The organism is Nocardia sp. CA-107356 (assembly GCF_050946365.1).
Classification (GTDB): Bacteria; Actinomycetota; Actinomycetes; order Mycobacteriales; family Mycobacteriaceae; genus Nocardia.
This window is the reverse complement of record NZ_CP191992.1, coordinates 7476555-7490563: the sequence shown is the minus strand read 5'-3', so window position 1 is coordinate 7490563 and position 14009 is coordinate 7476555. Positions and strand designations below refer to the sequence as shown.

At 67.5% G+C, this 14009-nt stretch carries 15 protein-coding genes; 6 read left to right on the top strand and 9 right to left on the bottom strand.

What is annotated here, in order from left to right; translation table 11 throughout:
* Window positions 1-138: 138 nt before the first annotated feature.
* A complete protein-coding gene (locus ACQP1G_RS33660) occupies window positions 139-1269 on the top strand; it encodes an NDMA-dependent alcohol dehydrogenase (RefSeq protein WP_433193715.1) in 1131 nt (376 codons plus the stop codon).
* 325 nt (window positions 1270-1594) lie between these two features.
* Here ACQP1G_RS33660 and ACQP1G_RS33655 read toward each other — a convergent pair whose 3' ends face one another.
* Together ACQP1G_RS33655 and ACQP1G_RS33650 are read right to left on the bottom strand one after the other, a co-directional pair.
* Window positions 1595-2224, bottom strand: a complete 630-nt coding sequence (locus ACQP1G_RS33655; RefSeq protein WP_433193714.1) for a winged helix-turn-helix transcriptional regulator — start codon at window positions 2222-2224, stop codon at window positions 1595-1597.
* 215 nt (window positions 2225-2439) lie between these two features.
* The gene (locus ACQP1G_RS33650; RefSeq protein WP_433193713.1) at window positions 2440-3630 is read right to left on the bottom strand and encodes a serine hydrolase domain-containing protein; all 1191 of its coding nucleotides are present in this window, start codon (window positions 3628-3630) and stop codon (window positions 2440-2442) included.
* A gap of 85 nt (window positions 3631-3715) precedes the next feature.
* Between ACQP1G_RS33650 and ACQP1G_RS33645 the strand changes: the two genes are divergently transcribed.
* On the top strand, window positions 3716-4546 hold the full coding sequence (locus tag ACQP1G_RS33645) for a serine hydrolase domain-containing protein (protein WP_433193712.1): 831 nt from the start codon (window positions 3716-3718) through the stop codon (window positions 4544-4546).
* A 121-nt stretch (window positions 4547-4667) separates the two neighbouring features.
* Window positions 4668-5201: a DUF3145 domain-containing protein gene (locus ACQP1G_RS33640; protein WP_433193711.1), complete on the top strand. Its 534-nt coding sequence runs from the start codon at window positions 4668-4670 to the stop codon at window positions 5199-5201.
* A gap of 87 nt (window positions 5202-5288) precedes the next feature.
* On the opposite strand, the gene ACQP1G_RS33635 is transcribed toward ACQP1G_RS33640, so the two are convergent.
* The 4 genes from ACQP1G_RS33635 to ACQP1G_RS33620 are packed head-to-tail and all read right to left on the bottom strand — an operon-like array spanning window position 5289 to window position 9478.
* The gene (locus ACQP1G_RS33635) at window positions 5289-5546 is read right to left on the bottom strand and encodes an HPr family phosphocarrier protein (protein ID WP_433193710.1); all 258 of its coding nucleotides are present in this window, start codon (window positions 5544-5546) and stop codon (window positions 5289-5291) included.
* A 36-nt stretch (window positions 5547-5582) separates the two neighbouring features.
* A complete protein-coding gene (locus ACQP1G_RS33630; protein WP_433193709.1) occupies window positions 5583-7721 on the bottom strand; it encodes a PTS fructose transporter subunit IIABC in 2139 nt (712 codons plus the stop codon).
* 12 nt (window positions 7722-7733) lie between these two features.
* Window positions 7734-8714: a 1-phosphofructokinase family hexose kinase gene (locus ACQP1G_RS33625; RefSeq protein WP_433193708.1), complete on the bottom strand. Its 981-nt coding sequence runs from the start codon at window positions 8712-8714 to the stop codon at window positions 7734-7736.
* The gene (locus ACQP1G_RS33620; RefSeq protein ID WP_433193707.1) at window positions 8711-9478 is read right to left on the bottom strand and encodes a DeoR/GlpR family DNA-binding transcription regulator; all 768 of its coding nucleotides are present in this window, start codon (window positions 9476-9478) and stop codon (window positions 8711-8713) included. Before ACQP1G_RS33620 ends, ACQP1G_RS33625 begins: the two co-directional genes overlap by 4 nt.
* Before the next feature lie 144 nt (window positions 9479-9622).
* Here ACQP1G_RS33620 and ACQP1G_RS33615 point away from each other — a divergent pair, with 144 nt between their 5' ends.
* A complete protein-coding gene (locus tag ACQP1G_RS33615; protein ID WP_433193706.1) occupies window positions 9623-11329 on the top strand; it encodes a putative PEP-binding protein in 1707 nt (568 codons plus the stop codon).
* Window positions 11330-11354: 25 nt separating this feature from the next.
* Here ACQP1G_RS33615 and ACQP1G_RS33610 read toward each other — a convergent pair whose 3' ends face one another.
* On the bottom strand, window positions 11355-11831 hold the full coding sequence (locus ACQP1G_RS33610) for an SRPBCC family protein (protein ID WP_433193705.1): 477 nt from the start codon (window positions 11829-11831) through the stop codon (window positions 11355-11357).
* A 119-nt stretch (window positions 11832-11950) separates the two neighbouring features.
* Here ACQP1G_RS33610 and ACQP1G_RS33605 point away from each other — a divergent pair, with 119 nt between their 5' ends.
* Entirely contained in the window at window positions 11951-12484 is a 534-nt protein-coding gene (locus tag ACQP1G_RS33605) for a winged helix-turn-helix transcriptional regulator (RefSeq protein WP_433193704.1), read from the top strand.
* Between the two features lie 26 nt (window positions 12485-12510).
* Window positions 12511-12699, top strand: a complete 189-nt coding sequence (locus ACQP1G_RS33600; protein ID WP_433193703.1) for a hypothetical protein — start codon at window positions 12511-12513, stop codon at window positions 12697-12699.
* 32 nt (window positions 12700-12731) lie between these two features.
* On the opposite strand, the gene ACQP1G_RS33595 is transcribed toward ACQP1G_RS33600, so the two are convergent.
* Window positions 12732-13541: an IclR family transcriptional regulator domain-containing protein gene (locus tag ACQP1G_RS33595; protein ID WP_433193702.1), complete on the bottom strand. Its 810-nt coding sequence runs from the start codon at window positions 13539-13541 to the stop codon at window positions 12732-12734.
* A 22-nt stretch (window positions 13542-13563) separates the two neighbouring features.
* Window positions 13564-13950, bottom strand: coding sequence for a 4-carboxymuconolactone decarboxylase (pcaC, locus tag ACQP1G_RS33590; RefSeq protein WP_433193701.1), 387 nt, complete (start codon window positions 13948-13950; stop codon window positions 13564-13566).
* Window positions 13951-14009 lie beyond the last annotated feature (59 nt).

The following is a 14009-nucleotide window of genomic DNA, read 5'->3' as shown; positions in this document are numbered from 1 at the left end:
CGGCTGGAACTGGAACTCGTTCGGTGGTCTCACCAATCCTTGTGGACGAATTTTCGATCCGGTACTAGAACGCGTTCCAGTTTTCTCGTACTGTGGGTGCAGTCATATGAAGCCCGTGCATGCGAGAGGTCGGCAGGAATGAAGACGAAAGGCGCGATCCTGTGGGGGATCGACCAGCCGTGGTCGGTGGAGGAGATCGAGGTCGGCGATCCGGTATCCGGTGAGGTCCAGATCCGGATGGAGACCGCCGGTATGTGCCACTCGGATCACCACATCGTGACCGGTGCGACACCGATGCCGGCGTTCCCCGTCATGGGCGGCCACGAGGGCGCGGGCGTGATCACCAAGCTCGGGCCGAACTGCCCCGCCGACCTGCAGGTCGGCGATCACGTGATCCTGTCGTTCATTCCCGCGTGCGGGCGCTGTCCGGCGTGCGTGAGCGGCAATATGGCGCTGTGCGACCTGGGCGCCGGACTGCTGATGGGGCAGGCCATCAGCGACGGCACCTACCGCATCCAGGCGCGTGGTGAGAATGTCATTCCGATGTGCCTGCTCGGCACCTTCGCGCCGTATATGACGGTGCACCACACCTCGGTGGTCAAGATCGACCCGAGCATCCCCTTCGAGGTCGCCTGCCTCGTCGGCTGCGGCGTCCCCACCGGCTTCGGCTCCTCCACGCACGTCGCCGAGGTCAAGCCCGGCGAGACCGTGGTGATCGCGGGCATCGGCGGCGTCGGCATGAGCGCGCTGCAGGGCGCGGTGCTCTCCGGTGCGTCCAAGGTCGTCGCAATCGACCCGAACCCGTGGAAGCGCGAGCAAGCGCAGAAGTTCGGCGCGACGCACACCTACGAGAGCATGGCCGCCGCAATCATGCCGCTGCTGGACGCCACCGAGGGCCGGATGGCGCAGAAGGTCATTCTCACCATGGGTGAGATGCACGGCGAGTACATCGAGGAGGGGCTGATCCTCACCGCGAAGGCGGGCACCCTGGTCGTCACCTCCATGGGGCGGATGGACGAGAGCGACGTCAAGCTGAACAGCTTCCTGCTGTCCATGCTGCAGAAGACGGTCAAGGGCTGCATCTTCGGCGGCGGCAACGCCCGCCAGGACGCACCGCATCTGCTTTCGCTGTACAAGTCGGGCCAGCTGAACCTCGACGATATGGTGACCCGCCAGTACTCGCTGGAGGAGATCAACCAGGGCTACCAGGACATGCTGGACGGCAAGAACATCCGCGGCATCATCAAGTACACCGAGGCCGACTGGTAAACCATCGCGTCACCGCTCGGCGAGCCTGGTCGCGATCCGCGTGATCGGCTCGTACGGAACCGGCTTGCCGAGCGGAACTTTCAACGTCCCCTTGCCCGCCCGGTTGTTTCCGTCGGAACGCGCCGTAGTTGTCGGTGGCGCTGCCGGGTGCGGCTGCGCTGCGGGTGGGCTTGGCCGAACCGACCGCCATCCGCTACGCCACCAACGCCCAGCATCTACTCGATGGCTTTGCGTAGGATCTCTGACCGCGATTGTCCGCAATTTTCGAGGGCGCGGTTGGCCGGGTTGCGTTGACGGGAGCGGGGTCTGGATTTCCGGAGCGTGATCAGGACGAGGTCTGGTCGGTGTTGCGGTCATGTGGGGTTGGCAGCCGGAACAGGCCCGTCAGCCTACGCAGGGCCGTGCTGTCTCCGGATGCCGACGCGTCGCCGATCTCGATTGCATCGGCGAAGGTGAGGTTCTGGCCGGTCACGCGGAGGAATGCGGACGTGCTGATGGTGATGGTCGCGTCGGGGTGCTGGGCAGGTCCGTGTAGTGCCTCGATTGTTTTGTCGTGGATGCGGGCGTGGAAGACCTCGTCGTCGATGTGGAACTCGTAGACGGCGTGCAATCCGGTGGCGGCGTCGGGGTCGAAGCAGGCCCGTAGGCCGAGCACCGCCCAGCCCGGGTGGAATGTCTCGGTCGCACGGGGTTCGCCCATTGCCCACTTCAGGCCCCACCGGGCGAGCGCGAGGATCGCTGGGCCGAGTTCCTCGCCTGCACGGGTGAGGGCGTAGGCGGGCGTACGGGCGGGCGGCGGGAGTGTGATCTTGTGGGCGAGTCCTTCGTGTTCCAGATGTTTCAGGCGGGCTGCGAGTAGGCCGGTGCCGAGGCCGCGCAGGCTGGCCTGCAAGTCGCCGAACCGTTTGGGTCCGGTCAACAGCTCGCGGATCTCCAACGCCACGCGCGACAACATCGACGTGACACTGGTAGTCAACGGCAGCCGACTGTGACGCCCGCTCCGCTCCCCGCGAGGGGAGCGGAGCTCGGCAGCCGATTGGACGACGGACAAAGCTGCTCGGCGACGCTCACTCCACCGAAGGGTCGGGTGGCATGCCCAACCAAGTGCTTACCCTCGAGAATGAGGCAGGTCCTCGAGAAACGCCCGGCAGCCTGGCCGGCAGCACGGCGTCAGGCGGTGCAGCGGAGCATGGCCTCGCGGAGGTTGCGGCTGCGGACGTCGTCGAGGACGGCGAGGCCGAGGCGGTTCATCGCGTAGCCGAAGCCGAGTCCGGTTGTCGGATCGGCGAATCCGAAGGAGCCGCCGAGGCCGGTGGTGCCGTAGGCGCGTTTGTCCGAGCCGAAGCGGAACGAGCCGCGGGATTTGCGGAAGCCGAGGTGGTAGCGGGACTTGGTGTGCAGCACCAGATCATCGGCGGGTACATCGTCGGCGGCGGGGGCGGCGAGCCGATCGAGCACCCAGTCGTCGATCGGGAGCGCGCCGGTGCGACCGGCCGCCGCGCCGTACGCCTTGGCCAGCGACCGGGCATTGCCGACGCCGTTGGAACCCGGCATCTCGAGTTCGAGGAGTTCGCGCCTGCTCGCGCGCACCGGCGCGCCGATGCGCGGATTGGTCAGCGCCGCATGGGAAAGCCCGCGTTTGGCGAAGATCTCGGCGCCGATCCGCATCGGAATATCGCGCTCGTAGCGCAGGATATCCAGGCCCTCGGTGGCGGCCAGGGTGGCGATCCGGTCCATGCTCTGCTCGGCGGGCAGACCGATGAAGAAATCCAGACCGAGCGGTTTCGCGATCTCCTCGGCGAAGATCCGGCCGAGCGTCCGGTGTTCGGGATCGACGCGCCGCACCAACTCGCCCTGGTACAGGCCGAGGGTGATCGCGTGATAACCGTGTCGCGTGCCCGGCCGCCACGCAGGCCGCTGGGCCGCGAGAATCGTTGCGAGACCGTCGAGATCGGCGATCTGCGGCAGTCGTACCACGCTGTCCAGCCCGGACAGTCCGGCCTGATGATCGATCAGCTGACGCACCGTGACCGCGTCCTTGCCGTGCGCGGCGAACTCCGGCCAGTACTTCGCGACCGGCTCCTCGTAGTCCAGTAGCCCCTGCGACACCGCGCGGGCGACCACGAAGGCGGCCATGCCTTTGGTCGAGGAGAAGACCGGAACGATCGTGTTGCGCTGCCAGGGCAGTGTCGCGTGGCGGTCGCGATGGCCTGCCCACAGATCCACCACCGGTCGGTCACCCGCGTAAACGGTCACGGCGGCGCCGATTTCACCGTGCTGGGCGAAGTTGCGGCGGAAGGCGTCGGCGACAGGGCCGAATCCGGCCGCCACCTCGCCGTGGATCGTCGGCTGTGTGCTCATGATCAGTTGATGGTACCGGCGGTACCGAGTTCCGTGCGAGGAAGGTGCGGACCAGCGCGGTGCCGGCGTCTCGTAGGCTCGATTCGTGCGTTCACTCGAGCAGATCAAGGACTGGCCGGTTCGGCATGCCGCGGCGGGTGTCGTCACCCGGGACGGCGCGCAGACGGCGGGCGATGTGCAGCGGGTCTTCCCGCTCGCCTCGGTGACCAAGCCGCTGGTCGCCTACGCGGTGCTGGTCGCGGTGGAGGAGGGCGCGATCGAGCTCGATCAGCCCGCGGGCCCGCCGGGAGCTACCGTCCGGCATCTGCTGGCGCATACCTCTGGCATCGCCTTCGATACCACCGACATCCTCGCCGCCCCTGGTACGCGACGGATCTATTCCAGTGCGGGTTTCGAGCTACTCGCGGCCTTCGTCGCGGAGCAGACGGGTATCGCCTTCCCGGAGTACTTGCGGGAGGCCGTATTCGAGCCGCTGGGCATGACGGCCTCGGTGCTGGCCGGTCCGGCCGGGCATGCGGGCCGGTCCACCGCAGCGGACCTGGTCCGCTTCGTCGCGGAACTGCTGAATCCCCAGTTGATTTCGGCGCCGACGCATGCCGCGGCCACTTCGGTCCAGTTTCCCGGGCTCAACGGTGTGCTGCCCGGTTACGGATCGCAGCGTCCCAACGACTGGGGGCTGGGATTCGAGATTCGGGACGGAAAATCGCCGCATTGGACCGGCGGGGCGAATTCCGCAGGTACCTATGGCCATTTCGGGCAGTCCGGCACATTTCTGTGGGTCGATCCCGAAATAGGGGTGGCGAGTCTCACTTTGAGCGACGAGAATTTCGGCGACTGGGCACGGGAGGCTTGGCCCGTCTTTTCCGATGCGGTGATCGCCGAGGCGATCCTCGCTCGGAACTCTGTTCCGAAGTAACAGATCGGACACGCCTCCGAAGTAACATGTGTAACTCGCGACACTTGAGTACACTCGGGCAACGCCAGGTTCGACGGGTCGTTGGGGAAGACGTTCCTCGTCGAAGCTGGAGGTGTCAGTGGTGCGCGCATCGAGTCAGTTCGCGGACGCGACGGCGGGTGTGGTCTATATCCACTCATCGCCAGCCGCGCTGTGCCCGCATATCGAATGGGCACTCACCTCTGCCCTCGGCTCGCCCGCGAAATTGCGCTGGACCGCCCAACCCGCCGACGGTCAACTCCGTGCGACCACCGACTGGATCGGCCCGGTGGGTACCGCATCGCGAATTGCCCAATCCTTGCGGTCGTGGAATGTTCTGCGCTTCGAGGTCACCGAGGACCCCAGCGACGGTGTGGACGGCGAACGCTACAGCTTCGTCCCCACGCTCGGCCTCTGGCACGGCGCCACCTCCGCCAACGGCGATGTCACCATCGGCGAAATGCGCCTGCGCGCCATGCTGCAGGCCAACCGCGAACTCGGCAATTACACCGGCTACGACCTGGCCGCCGAACTCGACCGCGCCCTTGGCACCCCCTGGGACGAAGACCTCGAAATCTACCGCTACGGCACCGAATCCGGTGCGGAGGTTACCTGGCTGCGCCGCGATGTCGGCTGATCGGCAATAGCGCGGCTAATTGCCGCAATGCCCGCGCTCACCGGAGCGCGGGCATTGTCGTTGTGCGGTTCTGGAACTCGGTCTCGATCAGGCGTCGAGGTCGGTGGCGACGAGTTTCGCCACGAGTTCGAGTGCGTGTGGGTCGTCGCTGGTGACGACGACGTCGGTGCCGTTGGCGGCACCGAGGGTCATGATCATGAGCGCAGATCCGGCATCGACGGGTTCGCCGCCGACGAGTGCCAGCGTCACTTGCGCTCCGGCATCGGTGACCGTATCGGCGATGATATTGGCGGGGCGGGCGTGCAGGCCGATGGTGGAGGCAACGGTGACGGTTGTGCTGGCCATGAGAGCGGTTCTCCTTGGGTACGAACGAGTTTCGGATCAGGCGGTGGCGAGGTCGGTGCGTGGTTCGATGAACTCCTTGGCCGCGGTGACGCAGAGTGCGGCGACGGCGGTGCCCGCGGCGAGTGCGGCGAGGAACCAGACGATGTGGCCGACGGCGAAGAAGACGAAGATGCCGCCGTGCGGTGCTCTGAGCGTGGTTCCGGTCGCCATGATCAGCGCACCGGTGACCGCGCCACCGGCCATCATCGAGGGAATCACCCGCAGTGGATCGGCGGCGGCGAAGGGAATGGCGCCTTCGGAGATGAAGGAGGCACCGAGAAGCCATGCGGCCTTGCCATTTTCGCGTTCGGCGGTGGTGAAAAGGCGGGGGCGCAAGCTCGACGCGAGGGCCATCGCCAGCGGCGGGACCATGCCCGCCGCCATGACGGCGGCCATAATGCGCAATGACGCGGGATCGGTGACCGACAGCCCGGCGACGGCGAAGGAGTAGGCCGCCTTATTGACCGGGCCGCCGAGGTCGAAACACATCATCAGGCCGAGGATGATGCCGAGTGCCAGGGCGGAGGTGCCGGTCAGGCTATTGAGCCAGTTGGTGAGTCCACTGGTGATCGCGGCGAGCGGCTTGCCGAGGACGATGAACATCAGCGCGCCGACAATGAGCGAGGCGAACAGCGGGATGACCACGACCGGCTTGAGTCCACGGGCCCACTGTGGTGCAGGCAGTTTCGCCACCCAGAGCGCGGCGAATCCGGCGACCAGACCGCCGACGAGGCCGCCGAGGAATCCGGCGCCGACGAATACGGCCACCGCACCGGCGGTGAATCCCGGTGCGAGACCGGGGCGGTCGGCGATGGCGAAGGCGATGTAACCGGCGAGCGCCGGTACCAGGAAGCCGAACGCGAGCGAACCCAGCTGGAACAGTACCGCGCCGAGGTAGGTCGGCAGACCGCCGTCGGGCAGGGCGGTCAGCGAGTTGTCGAGCACGATGGTTTTGGCGTGATCGGCGATTTCGTAGCCGCCGAACAGGAAGCCGAGCGCGATGAGCAGACCGCCCGCGGCGACGAACGGGATCATGTAGCTGACGCCGGTGAGCAGGATCTGGCGTAGCCGGGCGCCCCAGCCGAGTGCGGCAGGGGCCGAATCGGCGGCGGAGCGTGCCGATCCCGCGACGGTCGCCGCCGTCGGGTCCAGTGCGGCGCGCAGCGCGTCGGCGACCATGGTGTCGGGTTCGTTGATCGCGCGTTTGACCCCGGACTCGATGACGGGTTTACCCGCGAACCGTTCCCGGCCGCGCACCCCGACATCGGCGGCGAAGATGACCGCGCTCGCGGTGGCGATGATGTCGGGGTGCAGCGGGGTGCTGCCACTGGAGCCCTGCGTCTCGACATGCACCGTGACGCCCGCGCGGTCACCGGCCGCGACGAGTGAATCGGCGGCCATATAGGTGTGGGCGATGCCGGTCGGGCAGGCCGTGACGGCGACGATCGATCGAGCGGCCACCGTATTCGCCTCGTCGTTCGAAACACGTTGGGGTGCAGAGGTTGTCGGGGCGAGGTCGGCTGCGGTGTGGGGCGGGGATTCGTTCGACACCGGTTCCCGCGTGCCGTTCACCGCCGATTCGCGCGCTGGCATACCGTCCGACTGTCCGGATGCGCTGGTCGAAACCGGTTCGGGCGCGGAAGTTTTGGGCGTCATGGCGGGCGGCTGCGCGAGCACATTCGTGACGAGGTCGACGACTGCGTCGGGTGTCGCGGCGGCTCGCAGCGCGCCGACGAACTCCGGTCGGACGAGTGCGCGGGCGAGACCGGAGAGCAGTTTCATATGCTCGGCGCCCGCACTTTCCGGCGCGGCGATGAGGAATACGAGATCGGCAGGTCCATCGGGCGCACCGAAATCCACCGGCGGTTCGAGGCGTGCGAATCCGAGCGAGGCGCTGGTGACGGCCGCATTGCGGCAGTGCGGGATGGCGATGCCGCCGGGAAGTCCCGTCGCGGACTGCGATTCACGCGCCAGTGTGGCATCGCGTAGTGCGTCGACGTCGGTCGCGCGTCCGTTTTCGGTGAGCCGTTGGGCGAGCGTCGCGATGACCGCTTCCTTGGTGGCGCCGAGGTCGGTGTCGAGGCTGATCAGGTCGGTGCTGATGATCGAAACGTGGGGAGTGGTCGGGTGGGCCATCACGGTTGTCCTTCAACGACTGTGCAGAGATGTGGTGGAGACGGCGGTCGGGGTGGGTGCGTACAACGTCGTGACAGCCACGGCGCGGGGGTCGGTGTGATGTGAGCCGGGCAGCCCGGTACCGGGCAGCGCGGCGGCCGCGCTGCCATAGGCGACGGCGCGGCGCAGCCGATCCGGCGCGGCCTGGCCTTCGAGATCGGCGAGGAGATATCCGGCCAGTGCGGAGTCGCCCGCGCCGACGGTGCTGCGGGGGGTGATGGCGGGCGCGGCGGCATGCCAGGCGCCATCCGCGGTGACCAGCACGGCTCCGGCCGCGCCGAGCGTCGCCAGTACGGCATCGACGCCGCGCGCGACCAGCGTGCCCGCCGCGCGCGCGGCGGCGACGGGATCCTCCAGTTCGGCCGGGGCGCTTCGGGTGAGTTGAGCCAGCTCGTCGATATTCGGCTTGAGTAGTTGCGGCGCGGCCGATTCCAGCTCGGCGGCGAGGGCGAGCAGGGGAGCGTCGGAGGTGTCGACGGCGATGCGGGTGCCGCGCAGCCGATGCAGCAGATACGCGTACCAATCGGTGGGGACCGCGGGTGGCAAGGAACCGGACAGCACAACCCAGCTGGCTCGCTCGGAGAGTTCATCCAGTTGATCCGCCAGTGCGGCAAGGCATTCGGCGGACAGTGCGGCGCCGGGCTCATTGATCTTGGTGGTGGTGCCGTCGCGTTCGGCGACGGTGAGATTGGTGCGCGCCGATGCGGCGCACGGCACCGCGCGATGGTCGATGGCGGCGTCGGTGAGCATGCGCAGCAGGGGATCACCATCATTGCCGGGCAGCACCGCGACGGTGTCCATCCCGGCGGCGGCGATCACCCTGGACACATTGATCCCCTTGCCGCCGGGCTGCGACAGCACGGTCTCGGCCCGGTGCACGGCGCCGCGCCGCACTGGCTCGGGCAGGCTGACGGTGCGGTCGATGCTCGGGTTCGCGGTGAGGGTGACGATCATGCGGTCACCACCTCGATGCCGTATTCGGTGAGTTCGTTGTGCACCGAAGGGAGCAGTCCGGTATCGGTGACCAGCACGTCGAAATCGTCGACCGAGCCGAAGCTGAGCAGATCCTCCCGGCCGACCTTGGTGGCGTCGGCGACCACCACGACGCGGTGGGCGCTGGCGATCATCGCGCGCTTCACCGCCGCCTCGTCGGGATCTGGGGTGGACAGTCCGTGGCCGATAGTCAGTGCGTTGGTGCCGATGAAGGCCACATCGACCCGGAGTTCGCCGAGCACACGCAGCGCCTCGGCGCCGACCGAGGCCTGCGTGACCCCGCGCACCCGGCCGCCGATCAGGTGCAGCCGCACTCCGCCGTGCCCACTGAGCCGGGCCGCGATCGGTACGGAATTCGTCACGGCCACGAGTTCCCGGTCGGCGGGCAGGGCGGCGGCTATGCGCGCGGTGGTGGTTCCGGCGTCGAAGAGCGCGCTGCCGCCGGTCGGGGGCAGATAATCCAGGGCCGCCTTGGCGATGCGGTCCTTTTCTGCGGCGTGGGAGTGTTCGCGCTCGGTAGTGCCGAGTTCGATCGCGGTGAGCGCCGCGGCGGGCACCGCGCCGCCGTGCACCCGGCGGATCAACCCCATGCGATCGAGGACGGCCAGGTCGCGGCGCACGGTCTCGGTGGTGACCCCGTATTGCTCGGCAAGATCGGCAACCGATACGCGCCCGCGTTGCCCGACCAGGGCGGCGATGGCTTGCTGGCGCTCCTCTGCGTACATCCGATCCTCCGATGGCAATGTTTGTTTATGTTGTTTTATGCCCGTCTATGTTGTTTTGTCAAGGATTTGAGTAGTCTGGATCACGTCGCGCCGAGGTGAGTAATCGGTCGCACTCACTCGACATCGACGTGGAGGAGGAATCGAATGTCCGGACCGCCGCAGGTCACGCGCATATCTCAGGGGGCATTGACGCTGCGCGGAACCCCGGCGGTGCCCGGAATCGCCGCCGCACCCGCGGTGCGCCCGGCGCCGCGGCTCCGTCCGGATCTCCGGTCGGAGCCCGTCGCCGAGTCCGATCGGGCATCCGAACGCGAAGCCTTCCTGGCCGCGACAGCGGCGGTCGCCGATCGATTGCGCGAGCGCGCCACCCATGCGAGTGGTGCGGCCGCAGAGGTGCTGTCCGCGAATGCCGCAATGGCCGCCGATCGCGGTTGGCTCGGTGTCGCGGAGATATCGATCGCTGCGGGCAGTCCCGCCGCGGCGGCGGCGATCGCCGCGACCGATCAGTTCGCCGAGGTGTTCACCAAGCTCGGTGGGCTGATGGCCGAACGCGTCACCGATCTCCGCGATGTCTGCGACCGCGTGGTGGCCGAGTTGGCCGGGGCGCCCGAACCGGGTATTCCGACACCGCAGCGGCCCTCCATCCTGCTCGCCGACGACCTCGCCCCGGCCGATACCGCCGGACTCGACCCGAATCTCATTGTCGGCCTTGCCACCTCGCGCGGCGGACCCACCAGCCACACCGCGATCATCGCCCGCCAACTCGGCATCCCGTGTGTCGTCGCGATCGCCGGACTCGACGACGTGCCCGCCGGAGTTCAGGTATTGATCGACGGTTCGGCCGGATCGGTCGCCGTCGGCCCGGACCCGGAAACCGCTGCCCGCGCCGTCGCCGAATATCGCAGACGGGAGTCGCGCACGGCGGCCTGGACCGGCCCCGGTGCTACCTCCGATGGCCACCCGGTCGAGATTCTCGTCAATGTCCAGGACGCGGCCGGAGCCCGCGCCGCGCGATCGCACCCGGCCGAGGGCATCGGCCTGTTCCGCACCGAATTGTGTTTCCTGGACCACGAATCCGAGCCGAGCGTCGCCGAACAAGCGGATATCTATCGCGATGTTTTCGACGTCTACGCCGGGTCGAAGGTGGTGATCCGCACCCTCGACGCCGGATCGGATAAGCCACTGCGCTTCGCCGACCATCCGGACGAGGCGAATCCGGCCTTGGGTGTGCGCGGCATCCGCATTGCCGCCCGCGACAGCGGAATCCTGGATCGGCAGCTCGACGCGATCGCCAGCGCCGCTGCGGATCGCATACCCACGCCATGGGTGATGGCCCCGATGATTTCCACTGCGGCCGAAGCGAAGTCGTTCGCCGCCGCGGTGCGGGCGCGTGGACTGGTGCCGGGCGTCATGATCGAGGTGCCCGCGGCCGCGCTACTGGCCGAGGCTATCCTGGAACACGTCGACTTCCTCTCGATCGGCACCAACGACCTCGCGCAATACACCATGGCCGCCGATCGCATGTCCGCCGAACTCGCGGCCCTCACCGATCCGTGGCAGCCCGCGGTGCTTGCGCTGGTCGCGCGCACCGCGACCGCCGGTACCAGCGCGGGTAAGCCGGTCGGTGTCTGCGGTGAAGCCGCGGCCGACCCGCTATTGGCTTGTGTCCTGGCCGGATTCGGCATTCGCTCGCTTTCCGCCGCCGGTGCCGCCGTCGCCGCGGTCGGTGCCGCGCTGTCCGAGGTCACCCTCGACGACTGCCGCCGCGCCGCCGCCGCGGTCCTGGCCACATCCGACCCGGAGCGTGCCCGCGCCGCCGCCCGCGCCGCTCTCGATCCGGTCGGACGCTGATCCGCTCGGCTTCGCCGGGAAGGGCTTACTGCGCCGCCCGGCGCAAGGCGACCTCATCCGGAAACTCGCTCGGCTGGCCGGTGCCGGTGGTGATCAGGTCACGCAGGCTTTCGTTGATGTAGAAGCTCCAGCCGGTCGAACAGGCGTCGAAGCATTCGAATTCGGGGACCAGACCGATATGGGTGAAGCGGAGTTCGGTCTTGCCGTTCTTTTCCGAGATGTCGAAGTGGATCTCGGTGCCGTTCCATTCGGTCTTGTCCTCGACGAATTCGAGGCGATTGTCGACGGCGAGCCAGACCACCTTCTTATTGGGCACGACCTCGGTCAACCTCATCTCGCTCCGGTGGATGCCGGGGACGGTGAAGACGAATTCGTCGCCGGACCGTTCGGTACCACCTTCGACAGCCCGCGACCACCAGCCGCGGACGTCGGTGACGGCGTTGAAGACTTCCTCCGCTGTCCGGTCCACCGAAATCGTGGTGGTGAAGCTCTGACTGGTCATCGTTTTCTCCTGTTTCGCGTGTCGAGAAGACTGATATTCAACCATTAGGTTGAATGTTATGGATCGACGCTAACATGCGCAGTTTCATCATGCAAGCGCCCTCGAGTAGGCTGGTTCGCATGCTGGGCAAGACCTATGACTCCGAGGTGTGCTCGGCCGCGCGCGCCCTCGAGATGGTCGGCGAGCGGTGGAGTCTGCTGATCGTCCGCAACGCCCTGTTCGCGGGCACGACCCGCTACAACGACTTCCGCACGCACCTCGGCATCGCGACGAATATCCTCGGGTCCCGCCTCGACGGCCTGGTCGACGCCGGAATCATGGAGCGCAGCAGATATGCCGAGAATCCGGATCTCTACGAGTACCTACTGACCGCCAAGGGCCGCGAACTGGTCCCGGTCCTCCTGGCGCTCACCGAATGGGGTGACCGATGGATGGCCCCCGACGGCCCCCCGATCAATTACACCCACGCCGCCTGCGGCGGCCCCATCAGCCAGCGCACCATCTGCGCCACCTGCGGCGACGTCCACGACCCGGCCGAAGTGCTGGCCCGTCCCGGTCCGGGCATGCCCCCCGATCGCGCGGCTCGAATGCTGACGCGCGCGACAGAGCAACTGCGTGACAGCTACTCCGCCGACGGCCGGCATCCGGTGTAGCCCTCGGCGAAATAGACTGCGCCGCGGTGGGATCCGGTGCGCATCGCGAGTTCCCCGCGTTGCTGTTCGAGGTCGAACGAGGACGCGCCGTCGATCGAGTGCAGCATGGTCGTCGCCAGCCGGTGGAGGTGGCGGTCTGTACCGGGCGGTCGGCGGCCCAGAGCTGGTTCCTCTATGTGATCCGGGCGGCGCTGGAGAAGCTGCCCGCAGCGTGACGCGGTCGCAGGCCGGATGGAAACCGGGCAGGTCAGCCGAGTCGGGTGATCGGCTTGGCGGCGGTGAGGTCCCGTTCGATGCACTGGGCGGCCATCTGCAGGCGCGGAATCAGCTCGGCCCGAATGGATTCGATGCTGCGGCGGGAGGCGTGCGTCGAAATGTTGATCGCGGCGATCACAGCCGTCCGGTCGCGCACGGGGGCGGCAACCGACCGCAGACCTTCCTCCAACTCCTGATCGACGATGGAATAGCCCTGTGCGCGAACCTTTTCCACGGCGGTGCGCAAGACGTCTTGATCGGTGATGGTGTTCGCGGTGAGCCGGACCAGTGGCGTGCGCGCCAGATAGGCATCGAGTTCGGCCGCCGAGAGTCCGGCCAGCAGCACATGGCCCATGGAGGTGGCGTGGGCGGGGAAACGTGTGCCGATAGTGATGCTGACGGTCATGATCCTGGATGCGGCGACCCGGGCCACGTAGACGACATCCGGACCGTCGAGCACCGATACCGAACTGGATTCGTGCACGTCGGCGGAGAGCTGTTCGAGGTGCGGCTGCGCGACCTCGGACAGGGTCATGCTGGACAGATACGAATAGCCCAGTTCGAGCACCTTGGCGGTGAGCGAGAAGCGTTTGCCGTCGGTGCGGACATAGCCGAGATCGGCGAGGGTCAGTAGGAACCGGCGCGCGGCGGCGCGGGTGAGTCCGGTCAGGCGCGCGACATCGGAGAGCGTCAGGTGCGGATTCTCGGCGTCGAATGCCTTGATGACCGCGAGGCCGCGTTCGAGCGACTGGACGTAATGGGTGCCGCGCTGGCCGTCGTCGTCGTTACCGCCGGTCGTCATCGTCGTCCTCCTCGACAGGGTGCTACAGCGCGGTGTCATCCCCGAGTTCGGCGAGTACCTGCTGCCCGATCGCGAATGCGGCATTGGCCGCGGGCACGCCCGCGTAGGCGCCGGTGTGCAGCAGAACTTCGGCGATCTCGGCGGCGGTGAGACCGTTGGTGATCGCGGCGCGGACATGTATCGCGATTTCCTCGTGCCGCCCGAGGGCGGTGAGCACCGCAAGGGTAACGCAGCTGCGGGTGCGTCGGTCCAGGCCCTCGCGGGTCCAGATCGAACCCCACACCGCCTCGGTGAGGTATTCCTGGAACGGTCTGGTGAATTCGGTGGTCCTGGCGACAGCCCGGTCGACGTGAGCCTCGCCGAGCACTTCACGCCGGACCGCCATACCGTTATCGGCTCGTTCGTTCATGAGTTCTCCTTCGGATGCGTGAGAATCAGATCGTTGATCGCCTCCGGCGCTGGCCAGAT